Origin of the sequence: Micrococcus sp. GbtcB5, assembly GCF_019091605.1 — a bacterium.
Classification (GTDB): Bacteria; Actinomycetota; Actinomycetes; order Actinomycetales; family Micrococcaceae; genus Micrococcus; species Micrococcus luteus.
Genome location: NZ_JAGXJK010000001.1, coordinates 126,225 through 149,374 on the forward strand (window position 1 = coordinate 126,225; position 23,150 = coordinate 149,374).

The window sequence follows — 23,150 nt, forward strand, 5'->3', positions numbered from 1 at the left end:
CAGTTCATCCCTGAGGAGGACGCCGTGTCCGCTTGACGGTGGGTAACGTCCCAGGCATGACTCCGCATGCGCCCGAGCCTGCCCCCGCCCACCTGGCGGCCGCCGCCCGTCGTCGCGCGGTGGACGCCCCCGATCCGGACCTCGCCTTCGTCACGCGCGGGCTGACCCAGCGGTTCGGGGACAAGCTGGCGCTCGACGCGCTGGACCTGGACGTCCCGGCCGGATCGTTCTTCGGGGTGGTCGGGCCCAACGGGGCGGGCAAGACCACCGCCCTGTCCATGGCCACCGGGCTGCTGCGCCCGGACCACGGCCGCGCCTGGATCCACGGCGTCGACGTGTGGGAGCAGCCCCTCGAGGCCAAGCGACGGGTCGGCGTGCTCGCCGACGGCGTGCGCACCTTCGACCGCCTCACGGGCGCGCAGCTCGTGACCTACGCCGGGCTGCTGCACGGGCTCGACGCGGACACCGTGGCCGAGCGGACCACGGACCTGCTGCGGGTGATGGACCTGGAGGACGCCGGCCGCAAGCTCGTGGCCGACTACTCCGCCGGCATGACCAAGAAGGTGTCCCTGGCGGCCGCCATGGTCCACGCCCCGGACCTGCTCGTCCTGGACGAGCCGTTCGAGGCCGTGGACCCGGTCTCCGCCGCGAACATCCGGGACATCCTGCACTCGTACGTGGAGCGGGGCGGCACCGTGATCGTCTCGAGCCACGTGATGGACCTCGTCCAGCGCATGTGCACCCACGTCGCCGTGATCGCGGCCGGGACGCTGCGGGCCGCCGACACGCTCGAGGAGGTCCGGGACGGGCGCGACCTCGAGGACCGCTTCGTGGACCTCGTCGGCGGCCGCCACGGCTCGGAGGGGCTGGCATGGCTCTGACGCTCGTCCGACTGCGCTGGACGCTGACCCTGAACCAGTGGCGCCGGTCCCCGTTCACCCTGGTGATGAGCGTGCTCGGCGCGCTGTACGTGCTCGGCATGGCCGCCGTGGCGGTGACGCTGCTCGTCACGGGCCTGCCCGCCCTGCCGGACGAGGCCCGCGGCGCCACGACCGTGCTGGCCGCCGCCGTCGTGGTGCTCGCCTGGCTCGTCATCCCGCCGTTCGTCACGGGCGTCGACGCCACTCTCGACCCGCACAGCTTCGTGCTCTTCCCCGTCCCGGCCCGCACCCTCATCGCCGGGCTGGTCCTGAGCGCCTTCACGACGCCGGTCGGGCTCGCCACGCTGGCCGTGCTGGTGGGCCTGGGGGCCAGCTGGTGGGACCGGCCGGCCGCGCTGGCGGTGGGCCTGGTCGGGGGCGCGCTCACCGCGGTGACCGCCGTGGCGATCGGCTCCGGTCTCGCCGGCCTCCTGGCCGCCTACGCGAGCCGGCGTCGGGTGCGGGACGTCGTCTCCGTCCTGCTGTTCATCCCGCTCATGCTCGGCGGCCTCGCCCTCTCGCGGGCCATCGCGTCGTTCGAGGACTTCCTGGCGATCGCGCCCCAGATCGCCCGCGGCGCGGCGTGGACCCCGTTCGGGGCGGGCCCCGCCGCGGCGTGGGCGGTCGCCGAGGGCCGCGGCGCCGCCGTCGCGCTCCACCTCGCGGTGGCGGCCGCCTGGTGCCTGGCCGCCCTGGCCCTGTGGCACCTGGCCGTGCGCCGCACCGTGGAGCCGGTGGCCGTGGGCGGCGGTCGGTCCCGCCGCGTCGCCGCGGGAGCGGACCCGACGCCGCTGCGCTGGCTGGGCCGACCGGCCACGGGCCCGCGCACCGCGATCGCGGCCCGCGCCCAGCGCTACTGGCTGGCTGACCCGCGGTACGCGGCCGGGCTCATCATCATCCCGCTCATGGCCGTCCTGCTGTGGTTCACCGGGGGCATGGCCGGGGAGGGGGGTCCCGGACTGGGCCTGCTGCTGGTCCTCGGGCCGATCACCGCCTGGTCCCTGGCCTACTCGATCTCCGCGGACATCGCCTACGACCACACGGCGTTCCACCTGCACGTCGTCTCGGGCGTGCGGGGCGTGGACGACCGCTGGGGCCGGGTCCTGGGCCTGGCGGGCTGGGGCGTGCCGATGATCCTGCTCGTGACGACGGCGACGGTGGCGGCGGCGGGGGACTGGTCCCTGCTGGCGCCGATGCTGGGCCTGGCCCTCGGCCTGTTCGGGACGACCGCCGGGCTGTCCGCGTTCGTCTCCGCCCGCTTCGTCTACCCGGTCCCGAAGCCGGGGGACAGCCCGTTCGCGACGCCGCAGGGCGCGGCCATGCGCACGATGCTCGTCCAGGGCGCCGCGATGCTGGTCAGCCTGGCGCTCGCGGTGCCGTTCCTGGTGCCCTTCGTCGTCCGGCTCGCCACCGGGGCCGCCGTGTGGGGCTGGGTGACGGTGGCGCTCGGGCTCGCGTGGGGCGCCGTCGCGCTGTGGCTGGGCGTGCGCCTGGGGGCGCGCTGGTACGACCGCGCGCAGGCCGAGACCTACCAGGCCGTGGCCGCCTTCTGAGGGGCGCGGCTAGACTGGCCCGCATGAGTGTGACCGGCGAACCCGACCTGAACGACCCCTTCGCGCCCGCCGGCGGCGGCACGTCCGTCCTCGAGCGTGAGGAGCTGCGCCAGGAGATCGAGCCGGGCGACCACGAGCGCTTCGCCCACTACGTCCGCAAGGAGAAGATCACGGAGTCCGCCGTCACCGGTGCCCCCGTGATCGCCCTGTGCGGCAAGGTGTGGGTGCCGGGCCGGGACCCGAACAAGTTCCCCGTGTGCCCCACGTGCAAGGAGATCTACGAGGGCCTGCGCGAGCCGCAGGACGGCGGCGACGGCGACGGCGGCGGCAAGCGCGGTGGCTGGTTCGGAGGCCGCGGCCGTGGCTGACGGCCGCTCCCTGACGAGCGGCACCCCGGACGGCAGCGTCCAGCACGACCTGTTCCACATCGGCGAGGACCTTCCCCCCGCCATGCCCGAGCGCGCGGCGTGGGGGACGGCCCCCAAGCTGCGCCAGTGGCAGCAGGAGGCGCTGGAGCGCTACCTCCAGACCGCCCCGCAGGACTTCCTGACGGTCGCGACCCCCGGCGCGGGCAAGACGACGTTCGCGTTGCGCGTGGCCAAGATCCTGATGGACTCCGGCGTCGTGCAGCGGCTGACCGTCGTCGCGCCCACGGACCACCTCAAGCGCCAGTGGGCGGACAACGCCGCGCGCGTCGGCATCGCGATCGACCCGAACTTCAAGAACGCCGACGGGCGGCACGGCGCCGAGTACCGCGGGGTGGCGCTGACGTACGCCCAGGTGGCGAACAAGCCCGTCCTGCACCGCAACCGCACCGAGGCCGCCAAGACGCTGGTGATCCTGGACGAGATCCACCACGGCGGCGACGCCCTGAGCTGGGGCGAGGGCATCCGTGAGGCGTTCGAGCCGGCCACGCGGCGTCTGTCCCTGACCGGCACCCCGTTCCGCTCGGACACCGCCTCCATCCCCTTCGTCCGCTACGAACTCGGTGCGGACGGCATCGAGCGGTCGAAGGCGGACTACACGTACGGCTACGGCCCGGCGCTGCGGGACCACGTGGTGCGCCCGGTGATCTTCATGGCCTACTCCGGGCAGATGCGCTGGAAGACCTCCACCGGCGAGGTCATGGAGGCTCAGCTCGGCGAGGCCGCCACGAAGGACATCACCGCCTCCGCCTGGCGCACCGCGCTGGACCCGGCGGGCGAGTGGATCCCGTCCGTGCTGCGCGCGGCCGACCGGCGGCTCAGCGAGGTGCGCCGCAACGTGCCCGACGCCGGCGGTCTCGTGATCGCCACGGACCACCAGGACGCGCGCGCGTACGCCGCGCAGCTCGAGGCGCTGACCGGCCAGCGGCCGGCCGTGATCCTCTCGGACGACAAGGGCGCCTCGGATCGCATCGAGGAGTTCGCCGCGTCGGACGAGCGGTGGATGGTGGCGGTGCGCATGGTGTCCGAGGGCGTGGACGTGCCCCGCCTGTGCGTGGGCGTGTACGCCACGTCCACGTCCACGCCCCTGTTCTTCGCCCAGGCCGTGGGCCGCTTCGTGCGCTCCCGCCGGCGTGGGGAGACCGCCTCGGTGTTCCTGCCGTCCGTGCCCGCGCTCATGCTGCTGGCCAACGAGATGGAGCTCGAGCGGGACCACGCGCTGGACCGCAAGGAGGGCGCCGTCGAGGTCGAGGACCTCGAGGACGCCCCCGAGGAGGACCTCATCGCGGAGGCCAACCGGGCCGAGAGCGGCTCGGACGCGCTGACGCGGGAGAAGTTCGAGGCCCTCGAGTCCCGGGCGAGCTTCGACAAGGTGCTCTTCGACGGCGGCGAGTTCGGCCTCGGCGGCGCCGTCGGCTCGGAGGAGGAGCAGGACTTCCTCGGCATCCCGGGCCTGCTGGACGCCGAGCAGGTCTCCGCCCTGCTGCGGCAGCGGCAGGCCGAGCAGATCCAGCGCCGGCCGCGTGCGCAGGCGGCCGAGCCCGCCGACGTCGTGGACCACCGGCGGATGAAGGAGCTGCGCTCCGAGCTGTCCAAGACGGTGTCCGCCTGGGCGGCCCGTTCCGGCCAGCCGCACGGGGTGATCCACAACCGCCTGCGGGAGATCTCCGGCGGCCCCGCCGTGGCCCAGGCCTCCCGCGAGCAGCTGGAGAAGCGGCTGAGCACCCTGCGCGGGTGGTTCGTCGGCCGGACCTGAGGTCCGTCGGGAGCGCGGCGGGCGCCCGCGGGCCGTGCCGACCTGAGCGCCGGGTTCAGCCGTCCCGGGACTGGAAGCGCACGAAGGCGCGCAGCTCGTCGCCCTCCACGTCACGGGACTCACGGAATCCATGGGCCTCGTAGAAGGCGCGCTGGCGCTCCTCGGTGTCCGTGAGCAGCACGTGCTGACGCACATGGCCGAACCGGGCGAAGATGCGGCGCAGCAGCTCGGAGGCGATGCCGCGGCGCTGGTGCCCCGGATCCACGAGGATGTCCTGCAGGTAGGCGATGGTGTGGCCGTCGGAGACCACGCGGGCCAGACCGACCAGACGGCCGCCGTCGGCGGCGGGGATCACCCCGGAGAGGTAGCGGATGCCGTCCCGGTCTGCGGCGATGGGGGAGTCGGTCATGGCTGCTCTCCTCGTCTGCGTCGGGCACCGGCTCCGGCACGCCCGCCGGGGCCGCGTGCCTCCATCATGCCGCATCGAGTGACATTCGTCACTGTCTCGGCGTGCGGCGCCTCAGAGGCGACGCCGGTGCCGCTCGGGGCCGAACCCGCTCACGAGGTCGCCAGGATGGCCCCGGCGGCCTCCATCTCGTGGAGCGCGGCCTGGGCGGCCGCCTCGTCGACGCCGGCCACCAGGTCGGTCAGCACGGTGACCTCGTAGCCGGCGTCGAGGGCGTCGAGCACGGTGGCGCGCACGCAGTGGTCCGTGGCGATGCCCACCACGGTGATCGCGTCCACGCCCTGCTCACGGAGCCACTCGTCGAGGCCGGGGGCGCCGGACTCGACGGCGGCCGCGGCCACGGCGGTGGCCCCGTACGGGCCGACGGTCCCGGAGGGGCGCTCGCCCGCGGCCCCGGTCGGGACGGCGTCGGGCTCGCCGAGGGCGCCGTCGAAGCCGGAGTAGGCGTCCGTGTGCAGGCCCTTGAGGAACTCGGCGTCGAGGTGCTCGGCGTCCAGGTCGGGATGCAGCTCGGCGCCGGCGGTGCCGGCCACGCAGTGCACCGGCCAGGTGGTGCGGAAATCCGGCTCGGCGCCGGTGGCCGCGGCGAAGTGCGTGCCCGGGTCGACGTGCCAGTCGCGCGTGGCTGCCACGGACGCGTAGGCGTCCGCGTGCTCGGCCAGGTGCTCGCTGACCCCGGCCGCGACGGCGGCGCCGCCGGTCACGCCGAGGGCGCCGCCCTCGCAGAAGTCGTTCTGCACGTCCACGATCACCAGGGCGCGGTTCAGGTTCTCCATGGGTCAGTCCTCCAGGAAGATGGTCGGGATGGCGGGGTCGCCCGGCTGCAGGCGGCCCACCGAGGCGGGCAGCTCGCGCAGGGAGGCGGCGTGCCGCTCGGCGGCGCGGGTGACGGCCTCGGGGCCGGTCCAGCCCTCGGCCAGCTCGCCGGCGTGCACGAAACGGTGCAGCAGGGGACGGTCGTCGGCGTCGGGCGCGGCGCCGCGGTTGACGCCGATCACCTCGGCGGTGGCCCGGCCCCGCGGGTCGCGGCGGCGCGCGGCCTCCTTGCGGCCGCCCCGGCTGGCCTTGCCGGAACTGGCCTTGGCCACGTCCACCCACGTGCCGTCGTCGTCCTGGCGGGCCACGAGCTTGTAGACCATGGAGGCGGTGGGCGCGCCGGACCCGGTGACCAGGCGCGTGCCCACGCCGTACGAGCTGACGGGGGCGGAGCGCAGGGCGGCGATCGCGTACTCGTCCAGGTCCGAGGTGACCATGATCCCGGTCTCGGTGTTGCCCAGCTCGTCGAGCAGCTCGCGCACGCGGTGAGCCTGGATCACGAGGTCGCCGGAGTCGACCCGGACGTTCCGCAGGGCCGGGCCGGCAACCTCGACCGCGGTGCGCACGCCCTGCTCCACGTCATACGTGTCCACGAGGAGGGTGGTGTCCGCCCCGAGCGCGGCGACCTGGGCCTCGAAGGCGGCGCGCTCCGAGTCGTGCAGCAGGGTGAAGGAGTGGGCGGCGGTGCCGACGGTCGGGATGCCGTACCGGCGGCCCGCCTCGAGGTTCGAGGTGGCGGTGAAGCCCGCGATGGCCGCGGCGCGGGCGGCGGCCACGGCAGACTCCTCGTGCGTGCGGCGCGAGCCCATCTCGGCGCACGGGCGGCCGTCCGCGACGGCCGTCATGCGGGAGGCTGCGGAGGCCACGGCGGAGTCGTAGTTGTAGATGGAGAGCAGGTAGGTCTCCAGGATGCACGCCTCGGCGAACGTCGACTCCACCTGCAGGAGGGGGGAGTGCGGGAAGTAGGCCTCGCCCTCGGCGTAGCCCACGATGTCACCCGTGAACTCGTAGTCGGCGAGCCAGGCCAGCGTGGCGTCGTCGAGGGCGGTGGTGTCCGCGAGGAAGTCGAGCTCGGGCGTGTCGAACCGGAAGCGGGACAGGCCCTCCAGCGCGCGGCCCACGCCGGCCACCACGCCGTAGCGGCGGCCGCTGGGCAGGCGTCGGGTGAACAGCTCGAAGCGGGAGCGGCGGTGCGCGGTGCCGGCCTTCAGCGCGGCCTGGAGCATGGTCAGCTCGTAGTGGTCGGTCATCAGCGCCGTGGGGATCTGCCAGTCGTCGGCGGTCCGCGGGGCGCTGGGCACGGGGTTCTGGCTCACGCCCCCACCCTAGTGGACCGTGGCGGGGCCGGTCCTGGCCCGCCCGCCTCGTACACTGGGGCGCATGTCCGTGCTGACCCGCCACGATCCGTCCGCGCCGCGCGCCGTGCGTCCGGCGCCGGGTGAGTCCGTCCCCGCCGGCGCCACCGACACCGCCCTGCTGGAGCGGCCTCACGAGGACACAGCCCGGGACCGGCCGTGGAACGTGGTGGTGTGGAACGACCCGGTGAACCTGATGAGCTACGTGGCCTACGTGTTCCGCACCCACTTCGGCTACTCCGCGGCCAAGGCGCAGCGGCTCATGCTCGAGGTCCACGAGCGGGGCCGGTCCGTGGTGGCGACGGGCACCAAGGAGAAGGCCGAGCTGCACGTGGGCGCGATGCACGGCTACGGGCTGTGGGCCACGCTGGAGCAGGCGGAGGACTGAGGAGGGGCATGGCAGAACGGTTCCGCTGGACGCGGCGGGGGTACACGGCGCAGCTGGAGCTGCCGGAGGTGCGCCTGCTGCGCGGGCTGGTCAGGGACGTCGTCGCCCTGCTCGAGGGCCGACGCGCGGACGTGCGCCCCGCCGAGGCGGACCCCGCCGAGGCCCCGGCCGCCGAGGACGGCGTCGACACGCCCGAAGATCCCCCGGCGGCGCCGCCGTCCGTGTCCGCCGCGCAGGACGCGGGCCCCGTGGCCGGGCTGGACGCGTCCGACGCCGCGTTCTGGGGGCTGGTCTCCGGGCTGCACCTGAGCCAGGACCCGGAGCCGCAGCGTTCGGCCCCCACCGACCCGGCCGTCGCACGCCTCCTGCCGGATGCGATGCCCCAGGCCGGCGCCGCCGAACAGGGCGCCCACCGGGCCCTGACCGAGGACGCCCTGTCGGAGGGGAAGCTCGCGGACGCGCGCCTGGCACTCGAGCTGCTGCGCTCGACGCGCGTGGAGGTCCCGCACGACCAGGCGCCGGCCTTCGGCCGCGCGCTCAACGACGTGCGCCTCGTCCTCGCGGCCCGCCTGGGCGTCGAGACCGAGGAGGACGCCGCCCGCGTGCACGCCGTGGACGACTGGCGCAGCGCGGAGGACGTCGAGTCCACCATGGCCCTGCTCTACAACTTCACCTCGTGGCTGCTGGAGACGCTCATGACGGAGATGCTCAGCGAGCTGCCCGAGGGCTCGGACGAGTCCGCGCCGGGCGCCGGGGACGCGGAGGGCGAGCAGTGAGCGGCCAGCGCGCCGCCGTGGACGCCGCCGCGCCGATCGGCGTGTTCGACTCGGGCGTGGGCGGGCTGACCGTGGCCCGGGCGATCATGGACCAGCTGCCCCACGAGTCCATCCTCTACGTGGGCGACACGGAGCACTCGCCGTACGGCCCGCGGCCCATCGCCGAGGTACGGGCCCTCGCCCTGGCGATCATGGACGAGCTCGTCGCGCGCGGCGTCAAGGCGCTCGTGATCGCGTGCAACTCCGCGTCGGCCGCCGTGCTGCGCGACGCCCGCGAGCGCTACACGGGAGGCCACGGCATCCCCGTGATCGAGGTGATCCAGCCCGCCGTGCGCCGCGCCGTGGCAGCCACCCGCACGGGCCGGATCGGTGTGATCGGCACCGAGGCGACCGTCGGGTCCCGCGCCTACGAGGACTCGTTCTCGGCCGCCCCGCACCTCGAGATCACCTCGGTCGCGTGCCCGCGGTTCGTGGAGTTCGTGGAGGCCGGCATCACCACCGGCCCCGAACTGCTGGAGACCGCCCGGGAGTACACGGCCCCGCTGCGTGCGGCGGGCGTGGACACCCTCGTGCTGGGATGCACCCACTACCCGCTGCTGACCGGCGCGCTCTCCCTCGTGATGGGGGAGGACGTCACGCTCGTCTCCTCCGCGGAGGAGACCGCCAAGGACCTCTACCGGGAGCTGGTCCGCCTCGGCCTCGAGCACCCCCACTCGGCCGCGGGCTCCGGCCAGGCCACCCGCCACCGCTTCGCCGCCACCGGCGACCCCGACCACTTCCAGGCCCTCGCGCGCCGCTTCCTCGGACCCGAGGTCGAGTCCGTGCGACGCCTGGAGACGATCGGCGCGCCCCGCCCCGCGGCCGCGCCGGTCCCGACGCGCTCGGCGGCCTCCGTCCGGCCGGGCCCCGAGCAGGAGGGTGTGACGTGAAGCTGACCATCATCGGGGCCTCCGGGTCCTTCCCCGGCCCGGGCTCGCCCGCCTCGTGCTACCTCCTCACCGCCGAGGGCGTGGCCGAGGACGGCGTCACCCCGCGCACGTGGCGGATCCTGCTCGACCTCGGCAACGGCGCCCTCGGCGTGCTGCAGCGCTACGTCGAGCTCGAGGACCTGGACGGCATCCTGCTCTCCCACCTGCACCCGGACCACTTCATGGACCTGTGCGGGATGCACGTGGCCATCCGCTGGAACCCGGCCGGCTGGGGACGCGGCCGGCTGCCCGTCTACGGACCCGCCGGCACCGCCGACCGCATCGCCGAGGCGTACGGGATGGACCCCGAGCCGGGGATGCACCAGGACTTCGAGTTCCGGTGCTGGGCCGCCGGCCGCCCCGAGCGGCTCGGTCCGTTCCGGTTCACCCCGGTCCCCGTGCGCCATCCCATCGACGAGGCCTACGCGATCCGGGTCGAGGTGGACCGCGTCGACGACGACGGCGACGTCACCACCCGCGTGCTCACCTACTCCGGGGACACCGACGCGTGTGAGGGGCTCGTCGAGGCCGCGCGGGACGCGGACGTGTTCCTGTGCGAGGCCGCCTTCCACGAGGGCCGGGACGACGGCATCGACGGCGTCCACCTGACCGGCCGACGGGCCGGCGAGACGGCGGCGCAGGCCGGGGCCCGGAAGCTGCTGCTCACACACCTGCCGGTGTGGAACGATCCGCAGCGCGCCGTCCAGGAGGCCCGCGCGGTGTACGACGGCCCGCTGGCCGTCGCCGTCTCGGGGCTGAGCTACGGCGTCTGAGGGCGTGCCTAGACTGGAGGCCATGAGCTCTCCCGCCCCCACCGCCCCCCGCCCGGACGGCCGCGCCGTCGACGAGCTGCGCCCCATCACCATCACCCGGGGCTGGTCCCGGCAGGCGGAGGGCTCGGCCCTGATCGAGTTCGGGAACACCCGCGTGCTGTGCACCGCCTCCTTCACCGAGGGCGTGCCGCGCTGGCTCAAGGGCGAGGGGACCGGCTGGGTCACCGCCGAGTACGCGATGCTCCCGCGGGCCACCAACGAGCGCAGCCAGCGCGAGTCCGTCAAGGGCCGGATCGGCGGGCGCACCCACGAGATCTCCCGCCTGATCGGCCGGTCCCTGCGCGCCGTCATCGACCTGTCCGCCCTGGGGGAGAACACCATCGTCCTGGACTGCGACGTCCTCGATGCCGACGGCGGCACCCGCACCGCCGCCATCACGGGCGCCTACGTCGCCCTCGCCGAGGCGGTGGCCTGGGCGCGGCGCGAGGGGATCCTCGCGAAGGGCGCCGCCGTCCTCAAGGACTCCGTCGCCGCGGTGTCCGTGGGCATCGTGGACGGGGTGCCCGTCCTCGACCTGCCGTACGTGGAGGACGTGAAGGCGGAGACGGACATGAACGTGGTCGTCACCGGGGCCGGGGAGTTCGTGGAGGTGCAGGGCACCGCCGAGGGCGCGCCGTTCACCCGCGCCGAGCTGGACACCCTGCTGGACCTGGCCCTGATCGGCACGGGTGAGCTGGCCCGCGTCCAGGCCGAGACCCTGGCCGCCGCCACGGAGGACCGGGCGTGAGCGCGCCCGCCTCCTCGTCGGCAGGCCTGCCGGAGGGCGCCCGCGTCGTGCTCGCCACGCACAACGCGGGCAAGGTGCGCGAGCTGCGGCAGCTGCTCGCCGGCGCCGTGCCCGGCCTCGACGTGGAGGCCGCGGTGGTGGACGCGGGCGCCGTGGGCGCCCCGGACGTCGTCGAGGACGGCGTCACGTTCGCCCAGAACGCGCTGAAGAAGGCCCGCGCCGTGGCCGCGCACACGGGGCTGATCGCCGTCGCGGACGACTCCGGTCTGGCCGTGGACGTGCTGCACGGCGCCCCCGGGATCTTCTCGGCCCGCTGGGCCGGGCGCCACGGGGACGACCGTGCCAACCTCGAGCTGCTGCTGGCCCAGCTGGCCGACGTGCCGGACGAGCATCGGGGTGCCCAGTTCGTGTGCGCCGCCGCGCTCGCGGTCCCCAGCGGCCCGGACGCCGCGGGCGCCCGGGCCATCCACGTCGAGCACGTCGAGCACGGCCGCCTGCCCGGCACCCTGCTGCGCGAGCCCGTGGGGGACGGCGGCTTCGGCTACGACCCGATCCTGCGCCCCGAGGGCCGGGACGTGTCCACCGCGCAGCTGAGCCCCGAGGACAAGAACGCGATCAGCCACCGGGGGCACGCCTTCCGCGCCCTGCTGCCCTACCTGGTGGACGCGCTCGACGCGCGCCCGTGAGCGGCGGGCGCGCCCCCGTGCCGGGGCTGGACTTCACCGCGATCGACTTCGAGACCGCCAACGGCTTCCGCGGCTCCCCGTGTGCCGTGGGCGCCGTCCGGGTGCGGGACGGGGTCATGGTGGACCGTGCGGAGTGGCTGATCCGTCCGCCCGTCGGCTTCGACCGGTTCGATCCCCGCAACGTGCGCATCCACGGCATCACCGAGGACCGCGTCCTGGACGCCCCCCGGTTCGCGCAGGTGTACGACGAGCTCGCGGACTTCGTGGGGACGGACGTGCTCGCGGCGCACAACGCGGGCTTCGACGTCGGCGTCATCGAGTCCGGCCTCGAGGTCTCCGGCCGGGACGTGCCGGGCCTGGAGTTCGTGTGCACCCTGGTGCTGGCGCGCCGCGTCTACGACCTGCCCTCGTACGCCCTGCCCTCCGCGGCGCGCGAGGCCGGGTTCACCCCGGGACGCCACCACGACGCACTGGCCGACGCCGAGGCCTGCGCGGCCATCCTCGTGGACATCGGCCGGCGCGTGCTGGGGGCGCCGCCGGCCGACGCGGAGATTCTGCCCGGGCTGACCGACGCGCCGGCCGGCCGCGGCGTCGACCGCCTGATGCGGGCCCAGGGGCTGGGCGTCAGCGTCCTCGCCCCCCGGGCGGCGGGATCGGGCGCCGAGTCGAAGGCCACCCGCCAGGCCCGGCGCACCGAGGGCGTCTTCGACGCGCGGGTCCCGCTGCGGGACGAACGCGCCATGCCCGACTTCATGCGCTGGCCGGACGAGGGCGTCAATCCGCCCCCGAACCCGACCGCCGACCCGGGTCACCCCCTGTTCGGCCAGACCGTGGTGTTCACGGGCGGCATCGGCATGTCGCGTCAGAGTGCCAAGACGCGCGCGGCCGCGCACGGCGCGCAGACCGCGAACCGGGTGGGCGCGGCCACCACGATGCTCGTCGTGGGGGACGGCTTCGAGGCCGCGGACCTGCACCGCCCGCGCGCCGAGGACGGGGCACCGCAGGCCGTGACCACGGCGCTGGCGCACCGCAAGACGCGGGACGCCCTGCGCCGGCGGGACCGTGGGCAGGCCATCGCCCTGGTCTCCGAGGGGGAGTTCCTGCAGATGCTCGACGGGAACTGGCCGGACGCCGCGCGCTGAACCACTCAGGTGGTCGCGGCGCTCCAGCGCCGGGCGGCCTCCAGGACGACCTCGCGCTCGGCGATCCACCCCGGGACGGAGGCCTCGGCCGCGGCGCGGTCCGCGGGGTCGTGCGCGCCGAACACGGCGGTGCCGTGCGCCGCGCCGAGCACCTGCCCGGCCAGCGAGGCCGTGGAGTCGGAGTCGCCGTCGTGGTTCACGCCGATCCGCAGCGCCAGGGCGAGCGCCGCCGCCGGATCGGCCGGGTGCGCCGCCTGCGCGGTGAGCGCGGCATACAGCGCGATGGCCAGGGCCTCCTCCGCGACCCAGCCCTCGCCGAGCGCGGTGGGGAGGGCACCGGGGGCGCCGGGGTCGGCGTCGACGGTGCCGGCCAGGTCGACCGCCGCGGTCACGGCGGCGCGGGTCTCCTCGGCCTCCTCGCCCAGGCCGTCGAGCCACGCGCGGGCGTGCGCGACCGCGGCGGCCAGGTCCAGGCCGCGCAGCAGGGCCGCGATGACGAGGGCGTACGCGGCCGCCGCGACCCACGCGGTGGGGTGGCCGTGCGTGAGGACGGCCCCCTGGCGGGCGAGGGACACGACGTGCGGGTCCTCGAGCCCCGGCACCATCCCGTACGGGGCCGAGCGCATGACCGTCCCGCAGCCCTTCGAGCCCGGGTTGTGCGGGTCGCCCGGCAGGCCCATCCCCGGTTCGGCGAGCCCGCTCAGGCACGCGGTGCCCGGCGCGCGGCGCACCTTCAGCTCCGCGTGCGCGTCGATCCAGCGGGGCGGGGCCGGGGGAGCGCCCTCGGGCAGCGCGCCGTCCTGCGTGGCGAACCAGCGCAGGCACGCGAGCCACACGCACGCGGCGGGATCGGCCAGGACGCCGTCGTTCTGCCACTCGATCCACTCGAGCAGGCCGTCGAGCACGTACAGCGTCAGCTGGGTGTCGTCCGTGATCGGCAGGGCGTGGGTGCCCTCCTGGGCGAGCAGGTCCGCGGCGTCGGTGACGCCGGCGGGGCCGTGCACCGCCTCGATCCCCGACGCGGGGGTGAACTCGACGACGCCGCCCAGCGCGTCCCCGGCGGCACCGGCCGCGAGGAGGGCCAGGACCCGGTCGGCGTGCTCGGGGCCGGGCAGGGGCGTGGACGAGGAGGCGGTGGGCTCGGGCGCGGTGGCGGACATGCCGCCATCGTACGAGCTGCACCGCGTCGTGCTTATCCCGTCCACACCCTCCCTAGAGTGGGCCGCATGATCCTGCTGCACACCTCGGACTGGCATCTGGGCCGGTCGTTCCACGGCACCGGACTGCTCGAGGCCCAGGAGGAGGTCCTGGACGCCCTCGTCGCGACCGTGACGGAGCGCGGCGTGGACGCCGTCCTGCTGGCCGGGGACGTGTACGACCGCGCGCTGCCGCCGGCGGACGCCGTCCGGCTGCTGGACCGGACGCTCACCCGGCTGCACGCGGCCGGCGCCCAGGTGGTGCTCACGAGCGGCAACCACGACTCGGCGGTGCGCCTCGGCTTCGGCGGCGGACTCCTGGCGGCCGCGGGCGTGCACGTGCGCGCGGACGCGGCGGAGCTGGACCGCCCCGTGCTGCTCACCGAGCCCGGGGTCGACGGCGGTGCGGGCCAGACCGTGGCCGTCTACGGCATCCCCTACCTCGAACCGCGCCACCAGGGACCGGCCTGGGGCGTGGAGCCCCACCACACGGCCGTGCTGACGGAGGCGGTCCGCCGCGTCCACGCCGATCTGGCCGCCCGCCGCGCCGAGACGCCGGAGCCGGTGGCCGCCGTCGTGCTGGCCCACCTGTTCGCGGCCGGGGGCCACGGCTCCGAGTCCGAACGGGACATCGGCGAGGGCGAGCACGTTGAGCCGGACGCCCCGCCCGAGATGCTGGTGGGCACGCTGGGGCAGGTGCCGGTCTCCGTGTTCGACGGGCTCGACTACGCGGCCCTGGGCCACCTGCACGGCCGCCAGCGGCTGGCAGAGCACGTGCGGTACTCCGGCTCACCGCTGCCGTACTCCTTCGCCGAGGCGGGCCACCGCAAGGGCGGCTGGCTCGTCCACGTCACGGGCGGGGCCGTCACCGACGTCGAGGCCGTGGACTGGGACGCCGGACGGCGCCTGGCGGTGCTGTCCGGGCCGATCGAGGACCTGCTGGAGTCCCCGGAGTTCGCGTGGGCGGAGCAGTGCTGGGTGCAGGTCACCGTCACCGACGACGAACGCCCCGAGCGGGCCCTGGAGCGCCTGAAGACCCGGTTCCCCTCCGTGCTCGTCTTCCGCCACGAACCGGCCGGCGGGAGGCGGGCCCGGGAGCGGACCTACGCCCAGGTCCTGCGGCAGGCACCCTCGGACCACGCGCTCGCGGTCGGTTTCGTGGACCACGTCCGGCAGCGGCCGGCCAGCGAGGCGGAGCAGGACCTGCTGCGGGACGCCCTCGAGGCCGCCCGTGCGGCGGAGGTGCGCGCATGAGGATCCATCGGATGCGCCTGGAGGGGCTCGGGCCCTATGCCCAGGCGCAGGACGTCGACTTCGACCGGCTCAACGCGGCCGGCCTGTTCCTGCTGGACGGGCCCACCGGCGCGGGCAAGTCCACGGTGCTGGCCGCGCTGTGCTTCGCCCTCTACGGGACCGTGCCAGGCGGACGGTCGGCCGAGTCGCTCGTGACCACGCTGCGCGAGCCGGGCGCGGTGATCCCCGAGGTGCAGGTCGAGTTCACCGTGCAGGGCCGGCGCTTCGAGGTGGTCCGCTCACCCAAGCACGAGCGGCCCCGCCGGCGACGCAGCGCAGCGGGGGGCGCCACCGTCACCACGCAGGCCACGGTCTCCCTGCGGGAACGCGTGGACGGGGAATGGACGGCGCCGCTCACCCGGGCGGACGAGGTCGGCCAGCAGATCGCGGCCGTCCTGCACCTGGACGCCGAGCAGTTCATACAGGTGGTCCTGCTGCCCCAGGGACAGTTCGCCCAGTTCCTCACCGCGAAGTCGGATGAGCGCCGCGTCCTGCTGCGGCGGCTCTTCGGCACGCAGCGCTTCGACGGCGTCGAGGAGCACCTGCGCGTCGAGACGGCCCGGCTGGACACCGCGGTGGCCGTGGACGCGGACGTGGCCCGGACCGCGCGGGCACAGCTGGCCGAGGCGCTCCACGAGGCGCTCGGCCCGGACTGGCATGCGCCGGAGCCGTCACCGGACACGGACGACCGGCTGCTCGCCCTCGCCGCCGAGCGCGCAGGTCGCGCCCACGAGGACGCGCGGGCCGACCTCGCCACGGCCCGCGCCGCGGAGCAGCGGGCCCGGGTGACGGCGCGTGAGCTGGAGACCCGCGGGCGGGACCTGGCCGCGGCCGAGGCGTGGGCGAGCCGTCGACGCGACCACGACGCCGAGGCCGAGACCGCCGCGGCGCGGCGCCGCGCCGTCGACGCCCATGAGCGCGCCGGGCGGGTGCTCGCGGCCGCCCAGCGGGCCTCCGCGGCGGCGGACGCCGCCGGCACCGCGTCGGAGGCGGTGACGGAGGCCCTGGCGCACGTCGAGGACGAGCCGACCGCGGCGGCGTGGCTCGCCGCCGCCCGGGCGGACGGGGCCGCCGATGCGCCCGCCTCCCGCCAGGCGCTGGGGGAGGCCGAGCGCGCCGCGGAGGCGGTGGCGCGCGCCGTCCGGGACCGTGACCGGATGCGCGAGCTGGAGCAGGAGGCGGCCGCCGCGGCGGAGCGTCGGGCCGAGATCGGCCGCGACCGCGCCGCCCTGGTCGAGTCCCGCCCCGAGCGTGAGGCGGCCGTCGCGGCACACCGCGCGGTCGTCGAACGCGGCACCGAGCGTCTCGGCGCCCGGGAGGCCGTGGACCGCGCCGTGTCCGAGGCCGCCGCTCGCCGCACGGCCGCCGAGGCCGCGGCCGCCCGCGCCGTCGAGGTCGAGACCGCGGCCCGGGCCCACCGGGAGGCACAGGAGCGGCGACGTGAGGCCGCCGAACGGCACGTCGGTCTGCTGCGTGCCCGGTACGAGCAGGCCGCCTCCGAACTGGCGGAGCGGCTCGTGCCCGGCGAGCCGTGCGCCGTGTGCGGCTCGCCCGAGCACCCGGCCCCGGCCGCGACCGCGGACACCGCGGTGACCGAGGCGGACGTGCGGGACGCCGAGCAGGCCCGGACCGCGGCCGACCGGGCCGCGACCGACGCCGAGACCGCCCTGCGCGCCGCCGAGCAGACCCTCCGCTCGGCGGGCGAGGCCGCCGCCGGGCTCGCACCCGAGGCCGCGCGGGAGGCGCTCGAGCGCGCCGAGACCGAACGGGCCGCGCTGGACCAGGCGGCGAAGGACCTCGCCGCGGACCGCCGCCGGCTGACCGCCGCCGAGAAGACGCTCGCCGGGGCCGACGAGACCGCCGCCGCGCTCGCGGCCGAGGACGGCCGGCTCGCCGAGGCCGCCGCCCACCGCGCCGCCCGGCTGACCGAGCTGCGGGACGCCGTCGAGGCCGCCCGCGGCGACGCCGAGACCCTCGACGCCCGCCGCGACCAGGTCACCGCCGCACGCCGGGTCCTGGCCGCCCTCGCTGCGGCGCAGGACGAGGACGCGCGCGCCCGGGCGGTCGCCGACGAGACCGGACAGGCGCTCACCGCCACGCTGGCCGAACAGCGCTTCGACGACGTCGACGCGGCGCGCGCGGCCCGCCTCGAGGAGACGGAGGCCGCCGACCGCACGGCCGCCGTGCAGGAGTGGGACGCCGAACGGGCCCGCCTCGCCGAGCTCGAGGCGAGCGAGCCCGTCCGCCGGGGCCGCGCCCTCGCCGAGGCGGGCGTCGAGCCGCCGACCGAGGAGCAGACCCGCGCCGCCGCCGAGGCGCTCGCCGCGGCCGAGGCCGCGAGCTCGTCCCGGGCGACGGCGGTCGGGCGGCTCGATTCGCTCGTCGCCACGGTGCGCCGGCAGTCGGCCGCCCTGACCGAGGTCCTGGAGCGGTCCGCCGGGCTCATCGCCGAGCACACGCGGGTGCGGGGGCTGCTCGACCTCGTCCGCGGCGGCGGGGAGAACCTGCTCAAGATGCCCCTGACGAGCTATGTCCTCGCCGGGCGGCTCGAGGAGGTCGCCGCCGCGGCCACCGAGCGTCTGCTCGCCATGACGGACCAGCGGTATTCGATCGAGTACTCCGACGCCGTGGGCGGGCGCGGGAACAAGGGCCTCGAACTCGTCATCCGGGACCACTACGTGGACGAGACGCGCCACCCGGCCACGCTCTCGGGCGGCGAGACCTTCATGGCCTCCCTCGCCCTCGCCCTGGGGCTCGCGGACACCGTGCAGGCCGAAGCCGGCGGCATCGAACTGGACACGCTCTTCGTGGACGAGGGCTTCGGCTCGCTCGACGCGGACACCCTCGACGACGTCCTGGACGTCGTGGACACCCTGCGGACCGGTGGCCGGACCGTGGGCCTCGTCTCCCACGTCGAACGGATGAGGCAGGAGATCGGCGTGCGCCTCGAGGTGCGCAAGGACCGGCGCGGCTCGAGCCTCGCGGTGCACGACGGCGCCTGAGCGACGGGGGTGCGCCCCGCCGCCCCGGCCCGCGCCACGCGTGAGGTCAGGCCCGGCGCCACCGCCGGCGGAGGCGCTGCCGGAGTCGGCCGAGGCGTCCGGTGTCGAGCTCGGACGGGGCCGCCCATCGCTCCTCAGCCCGGCGCGCCTGCTCGGCCGCGCGCTCGGCCGCGACGCGCTGCGCCTCCCACTCGGCCGCGACACGGCGCTCCTCCTGCAGGCGGCGCTCCCCGCGGACCTCGGTGAGCCGGTACAGCACGGGCACGAGCACGAGCGTGAGCAGGGTGGAGGACACCAGGCCGCCCACCACGGCCACCGCGAGGGGCTGGGAGATGAACCCCGCGTGCCCCGTGACGCCCAGGGCCATCGGGGTCATGGCCAGGACGGTGGCCAGGGCCGTCATCACCACCGGGCGCACGCGGTTGAGCGCGCCCACCTCGATCGCCTCGTCCAAGGTCATGCCGCGGTCGCGGCGGTACTGGTTGATCAGGTCGATCAGCACGATCGCGTTCGTCACCACGATGCCCACCAGCATGAGCAGCCCGATCATCGTGGACAGTCCCAGCGGCGTGCCGGTGGCCAGCAGCGCCAGGAACACGCCCGTGGCGGCGAAGGGGATCGACACGAGCAGCACGAGCGGCTGGCGCAGCGAGTTGAACGTCGCCACCATCACGACGTACACGGTCGCCACGGCGGCCAGCAGCGCCAGCCCGAGGTCCCGGAACGTCTGCGCCTGCTGCTCCGCCGCGCCGCCCACGGCCGCGGTGACGCCCTCGGGCAGGTCCAGCTCCGCCACGGCCTGCGTGACCCGGCGCGAGACGGCCCCGAGGTCCTCGTCGTCCGGGGTCACCGTGACGACGGCGGTCCGCTCGCCGTTCGAGGACGTCACCCGGGCAGGTACGGACATCCGCGAGACCTCGGCGAGGTCCCCCAGCGGCACGGGCCCCTCGGCCGTCTCCACGGGCACCTGGCGCAGGGCGTCGAGGGACTCGACCGGCTCCGGGTCACCCAGCTGCACCGCGAAGCTCTCGAACCCGAAGCGGACCTCGCCCACGGGCACGGCCTGCAGGGCGGCGGCGGCCTGGCCGGCCACCGCCTCCTCGGTCAGGCCGAGCCGGGCGGCGGCGACGGTGTCCACGTCCACCTGGAACGTCGGGCGCAGGTCCGAGGCCGGCGTCGTCACCTCGCGGGCACCCTCGACGGGCCGCAGCGCCTGGGCGACCTGATCGGCGGCCGCGGTGAGGGCCTGCGGGTCGGGGGCGGAGACGGACACCTCGATGTCCTGGCCGCCGCTCGGCCCCTGCTGCGTGGAGACGGACACGTCGCCCACGCCGTCGAGACCGGTGAGCTCGGCGCGCACCCCGTCCTGAAGGGCCACCTGGTCCGCATCCGGGTCGGTCACCACCGTGAACCGCGCCCGGTCCGCCGAGGAGCCGCCGAAGGCCCCCATCGGACCGGCGGCGGTGCCGGCCGTCCACTGGACGGTTTCGACGCCGTCGGTGTCCAGCAGCACGCGCTCGATGCGCTCGGCGGCGGCGGCCGTCGTCTCCAGCGACGCCCCCGGCTCCTGCTCCGCCGTGACGACGAACGAGTTCTGTCCCGAGTCGCCCAGGAGGTTCGTGGGGATCAGCGGGACCAGCGCGGCCGTGCCGGCCAGCAGCGCCAGGGCGGCGGCGAGGGTGACCACGGTGTGCCGCTGTGTCCAGCGCAGCACCGGGCGGTAGGCCCGGGTGAGCCATCCGCCGGCCGCCACGGGCCGGTCGCCGGGGACGGCGGGCGCGGCCGTGGTCTCGGCCCCGCGCCGCGGGGAGCGCAGGAACCACCAGCACAGCACCGGCACGATCGTCAGGGCGACGACGAGGGAGGCCAGCAGGGCGACCGTGGCGGTCACGGCGAAGGGCCGGAACAGCTCGCCGGCCAGGCCGCCCACGAAGGCGATGGGCAGGAACACGGCCACGGAGACGAGGGTGGAGGCGGTGATCGCGGTGGCGACCTCGCGCGTGCCGTCCAGGATCGCGGTGCGCCGGTCGGCGCCCAGGCCGAGGTGCCGGCGGATGTTCTCCACCACCACGATCGCGTCGTCCACGACTCGGCCGATCGAGATCGTCAGCGCCCCGAGCGTTAGCGTGTTGAGGGAGTAGCCGAAGGCCGCCACCCCGATGAGGGCGGCCAGCAGGGACAGCGGAATGGACACGGCGGTGACGAGGGTGGAGCGCACCGAGAGCAGGAACACGGCGATCACCAGCACGGCGAACGCCAGGCCCAGCAGGCCCTCCTGGAACAGCGTGTCGATGGACTGCTGGATGAACGGGGCCTGGTCGAACACCACGGTCAGGTCCGCGCCGCCGCCGACCAGGGACGCCAGCTCCGGCAGGGCGTCGCGCACGGCCTGAGAGACCGCCACGAGGTCGGCGTCCGGGGTCGCGGTCACGGAGACGGACAGCGTCGGCACCCCGTCGGTGCGGGTCAGCGAGGTGGGGGCCGCGGCCACGAGGGTGACGTCGGCGACCTCGTCCAGGGTGCGCGGTTCGCCGTCGCCGGAGGGAGCGACGACGATCCCGCGCAGGCCCTCGAGGTCCTCGACGGCGGCGCCCGCCTGGACGGGATAGGTGGTCGCGCCCTCGGTGACCTGGCCGACGGGGAAGAGGCCGGCGTTCTCCTCGAGCGCGTCGGTGATGTCGGAGGTGGTCAGCCCGGCGGCGGCGAGCGCGGCCGGGTCCGGGACCACGGAGACGTTCTCGTCCGTGCCGCCGAGGACGTCGGCGCCGCGGACGCCGTCGATCTTCTGCAGCCGCGGGGCCAGGACGTCCTCGGCGCGGCGGCGCAGGGTGTTGAGGTCCTCGTCCCCGGACAGGGCGAGGAAGACCACCGGGAAGTCGGAGACGGAGCCCGCGAAGGACGAGGTCTCCGCCTCCTCCGGCAGCTGCGGCCCCAGGTTGGCCACCACGCGGTCCACCTGGGACCGGGCCCGGTTCAGGTCTGTGCCGTAGGCGAACTCCAGCTGGACCGCGTTGAAGCCGGACTGCGACGTGGACCGCGAGGATTCGAGCCCCTCCACGGCCTGCAGGGCCGTCTCGAGGGGCTCGCCCACCTGAGCGTCCACGACCTCGGGGGACGCCCCCGGGTAGAGCGTCGAGACGGAGATGACGGGCAGCTCGAGCGGGGGGATCAGCTCCCGCTTGAGCTGCCCGGCGGAGAGGACGCCGAACACCGCGATGAACACGGTGACGAGCGCCACGAGCGCCCGCCGACCGAGTGAGAACCGTGCGAGCGCTCCCATCGGGGCGTCAGGCCAGCTTCAGTGCGGCGTCCGTGACGGTGCGGACCTCGTCCAGCAGCGCCGGGTCGTCGTTGAGCGTGTGGCCCAGGGACGGGATGAGCTCCTTGAGCGTGCCGTCCCAGCCGGCCATCTTCGCGGGGAAGCAGCGCTCGAGCAGCTTCACCATGATGGGGGCCGCGGTGGAGGCGCCCGGCGAGGCGCCGAGCAGGCCGCCGAGCGAGCCGTCCGCGTGCGTGACGACCTCGGTGCCGAACTGCAGGACGCCGCCGAAGCGGCCCTTGCGCTTCATCACCTGCACGCGCTGGCCCGCGGTGATCAGCTCCCACTCGCCGCCGTCGGCCTCCGGGTAGAACTCGTGCAGCGCGTCGATCTTCTTGTCCCGGGACTTCAGCACCTCGGTCACGAGGTACTTGGTCAGGTCCATGTTGTCCTTGGCCACGTCCAGCATCGTGCTGAGGTTGTGCGGGCGCACGGACAGCGGCAGGTCCAGGTAGGAGCCGGTCTTGAGGAAGTTCGTGGAGAACCCGGCGTAGGGGCCGAACAGCAGGGAGCGCTTGCCGTTGACGAAGCGGGTGTCCAGGTGGGGCACGGACATCGGCGGGGCGCCGACGGCGGCCTGGCCGTACACCTTGGCCATGTGCTGGTTGACCACGGACTCGTCCGTGCAGCGCAGGAACTGGCCGGAGACCGGGAAGCCGCCGAAGCCCTTGGCCTCGGGGATGCCGGACTTCTGCAGCAGGGGCAGGGCGCCGCCGCCGGCACCGACGAAGACGAAGCGGGCGCGGTCCACGAGCTCGGAGCCGGCGGCCTTGTTCTTGACCTTGACCTCCCAGCGGCCGTCCGTGCCGCGGGTGAGGCCGGTGACCTTGTGACCGAAGCGCACCTCGGCGCCGGCGCCGGCCATGGCCGTGATGAGCTGGCGGGTGAGGGAGCCGAAGTCGACGTCGGTGCCGCCGGTGTTGCGGGACGCCGCCAGGCGCTGGCCCGGCTCACGGCCCTCGATCAGCAGCGGGGCCCAGGCACGGATCTGCTCCGGGTCCTCGCTGTGCTCCATGCCGGCGAACAGCGGCTGGGCGGACATGGCCTCATAGCGGGTGCGGAGGTAGTCCGCGTGGTCGTCACCCCACACGAAGGACATGTGCGGCAGCGGGTTGATGAAGGACTTGGGGTCCTTGAGCGTGCCGTCCGCCACCAGGGAGGACCAGAACTGGCGGGTGGTCCAGAACTGCTCGTTGATGCCCAGCGCCTTGGTGACGTCCACCCGTCCGTTCTTGTCCATGGGCGAGTAGTTCAGCTCGCACAGGGCGGCGTGGCCGGTGCCCGCGTTGTTCCACGGGTCGGAGGACTCCAGGCCGGCCTGATCGAGGCTCTCGTACAGGGCGATGGACCAGGTGGGCTCGAGCTTCTGCAGCAGCACGCCCAGGGTGGCGCTCATGATGCCGCCGCCGATCAGGACGACGTCGTGGGTGGCGGTGGACGAGGTGGTGGGCACGGTCAACTCCTGAAGCAGAACGACGGCGGGTGGGCGCAGTGAGACCAGGCCGAGCAGTGGCGGTCGGGCCGGGCGC

At 75.2% G+C, this 23,150-nt stretch carries 19 protein-coding genes; 13 read left to right on the top strand and 6 right to left on the bottom strand.

Annotated elements, in window-relative coordinates:
- The first annotated feature begins 56 nt into the window (after nucleotides 1–56).
- Genes KVS67_RS00595 through KVS67_RS00610 form a run of 4 tightly spaced genes read left to right on the top strand, consistent with a single transcriptional unit; the run spans nucleotide 57 to nucleotide 4,654 of the window.
- Nucleotides 57–881: an ABC transporter ATP-binding protein gene (locus tag KVS67_RS00595; protein ID WP_060973992.1), complete on the top strand. Its 825-nt coding sequence runs from the start codon at nucleotides 57–59 to the stop codon at nucleotides 879–881.
- The gene (locus tag KVS67_RS00600; RefSeq protein ID WP_060973991.1) at nucleotides 872–2,473 is read left to right on the top strand and encodes a hypothetical protein; all 1,602 of its coding nucleotides are present in this window, start codon (nucleotides 872–874) and stop codon (nucleotides 2,471–2,473) included. Before KVS67_RS00595 ends, KVS67_RS00600 begins: the two co-directional genes overlap by 10 nt.
- A gap of 23 nt (nucleotides 2,474–2,496) precedes the next feature.
- A complete protein-coding gene (locus KVS67_RS00605) occupies nucleotides 2,497–2,841 on the top strand; it encodes a DUF3039 domain-containing protein (protein WP_010079007.1) in 345 nt (114 codons plus the stop codon).
- Entirely contained in the window at nucleotides 2,834–4,654 is a 1,821-nt protein-coding gene (locus KVS67_RS00610) for a DEAD/DEAH box helicase (protein ID WP_081097748.1), read from the top strand. Before KVS67_RS00605 ends, KVS67_RS00610 begins: the two co-directional genes overlap by 8 nt.
- A gap of 55 nt (nucleotides 4,655–4,709) precedes the next feature.
- On the opposite strand, the gene KVS67_RS00615 is transcribed toward KVS67_RS00610, so the two are convergent.
- The 3 genes from KVS67_RS00615 to KVS67_RS00625 form a co-directional block, all read right to left on the bottom strand.
- Nucleotides 4,710–5,063 carry a GNAT family N-acetyltransferase gene (locus KVS67_RS00615; RefSeq protein ID WP_060973990.1) on the bottom strand — a complete coding sequence of 118 codons (354 nt, stop codon included), beginning with the start codon at nucleotides 5,061–5,063 and terminating at the stop codon, nucleotides 4,710–4,712.
- Nucleotides 5,064–5,212: 149 nt separating this feature from the next.
- Entirely contained in the window at nucleotides 5,213–5,896 is a 684-nt protein-coding gene (locus KVS67_RS00620; protein ID WP_036313018.1) for an isochorismatase family protein, read from the bottom strand.
- Between the two features lie 3 nt (nucleotides 5,897–5,899).
- Nucleotides 5,900–7,252, bottom strand: a complete 1,353-nt coding sequence (locus tag KVS67_RS00625; RefSeq protein WP_036313014.1) for a nicotinate phosphoribosyltransferase — start codon at nucleotides 7,250–7,252, stop codon at nucleotides 5,900–5,902.
- Nucleotides 7,253–7,316: 64 nt separating this feature from the next.
- Here KVS67_RS00625 and clpS point away from each other — a divergent pair, with 64 nt between their 5' ends.
- Genes clpS through KVS67_RS00660 form a run of 7 tightly spaced genes read left to right on the top strand, consistent with a single transcriptional unit; the run spans nucleotide 7,317 to nucleotide 12,811 of the window.
- Entirely contained in the window at nucleotides 7,317–7,679 is a 363-nt protein-coding gene (gene clpS / locus KVS67_RS00630) for an ATP-dependent Clp protease adapter ClpS (RefSeq protein ID WP_002857236.1), read from the top strand.
- An 8-nt stretch (nucleotides 7,680–7,687) separates the two neighbouring features.
- Complete coding sequence (locus tag KVS67_RS00635; protein ID WP_036313009.1) at nucleotides 7,688–8,455, top strand: DUF2017 family protein; 768 nt, start codon at nucleotides 7,688–7,690, stop codon at nucleotides 8,453–8,455.
- Complete coding sequence (murI, locus tag KVS67_RS00640; RefSeq protein WP_041103213.1) at nucleotides 8,452–9,384, top strand: glutamate racemase; 933 nt, start codon at nucleotides 8,452–8,454, stop codon at nucleotides 9,382–9,384. The genes KVS67_RS00635 and murI overlap by 4 nt, the downstream gene beginning before the upstream one ends.
- Nucleotides 9,381–10,196 (top strand): MBL fold metallo-hydrolase, encoded by an 816-nt coding sequence (locus KVS67_RS00645; protein WP_041103211.1) that lies wholly within the window; start codon nucleotides 9,381–9,383, stop codon nucleotides 10,194–10,196. Before murI ends, KVS67_RS00645 begins: the two co-directional genes overlap by 4 nt.
- Before the next feature lie 22 nt (nucleotides 10,197–10,218).
- Nucleotides 10,219–10,983: a ribonuclease PH gene (rph, locus tag KVS67_RS00650; protein WP_036313000.1), complete on the top strand. Its 765-nt coding sequence runs from the start codon at nucleotides 10,219–10,221 to the stop codon at nucleotides 10,981–10,983.
- On the top strand, nucleotides 10,980–11,669 hold the full coding sequence (locus tag KVS67_RS00655) for a non-canonical purine NTP pyrophosphatase (RefSeq protein ID WP_036312997.1): 690 nt from the start codon (nucleotides 10,980–10,982) through the stop codon (nucleotides 11,667–11,669). Before rph ends, KVS67_RS00655 begins: the two co-directional genes overlap by 4 nt.
- Nucleotides 11,666–12,811 (top strand): exonuclease domain-containing protein, encoded by a 1,146-nt coding sequence (locus KVS67_RS00660; RefSeq protein WP_036312995.1) that lies wholly within the window; start codon nucleotides 11,666–11,668, stop codon nucleotides 12,809–12,811. Before KVS67_RS00655 ends, KVS67_RS00660 begins: the two co-directional genes overlap by 4 nt.
- Nucleotides 12,812–12,816: 5 nt before the next feature.
- Here KVS67_RS00660 and KVS67_RS00665 read toward each other — a convergent pair whose 3' ends face one another.
- Complete coding sequence (locus KVS67_RS00665) at nucleotides 12,817–13,971, bottom strand: ADP-ribosylglycohydrolase family protein (protein ID WP_041103209.1); 1,155 nt, start codon at nucleotides 13,969–13,971, stop codon at nucleotides 12,817–12,819.
- A 66-nt stretch (nucleotides 13,972–14,037) separates the two neighbouring features.
- Between KVS67_RS00665 and KVS67_RS00670 the strand changes: the two genes are divergently transcribed.
- Complete coding sequence (locus tag KVS67_RS00670; RefSeq protein ID WP_036312989.1) at nucleotides 14,038–15,261, top strand: exonuclease SbcCD subunit D; 1,224 nt, start codon at nucleotides 14,038–14,040, stop codon at nucleotides 15,259–15,261.
- On the top strand, nucleotides 15,258–18,302 hold the full coding sequence (locus KVS67_RS00675; protein WP_217564677.1) for an AAA family ATPase: 3,045 nt from the start codon (nucleotides 15,258–15,260) through the stop codon (nucleotides 18,300–18,302). Before KVS67_RS00670 ends, KVS67_RS00675 begins: the two co-directional genes overlap by 4 nt.
- 46 nt (nucleotides 18,303–18,348) lie before the next feature.
- Here KVS67_RS00675 and KVS67_RS00680 read toward each other — a convergent pair whose 3' ends face one another.
- Both KVS67_RS00680 and KVS67_RS00685 read right to left on the bottom strand, forming a co-directional pair.
- Entirely contained in the window at nucleotides 18,349–21,582 is a 3,234-nt protein-coding gene (locus KVS67_RS00680) for an efflux RND transporter permease subunit (protein WP_041103205.1), read from the bottom strand.
- Nucleotides 21,583–21,589: 7 nt separating this feature from the next.
- Nucleotides 21,590–23,074 carry a malate:quinone oxidoreductase gene (locus tag KVS67_RS00685; RefSeq protein WP_036312979.1) on the bottom strand — a complete coding sequence of 495 codons (1,485 nt, stop codon included), beginning with the start codon at nucleotides 23,072–23,074 and terminating at the stop codon, nucleotides 21,590–21,592.
- Between the last annotated feature and the right edge of the window lie 76 nt (nucleotides 23,075–23,150).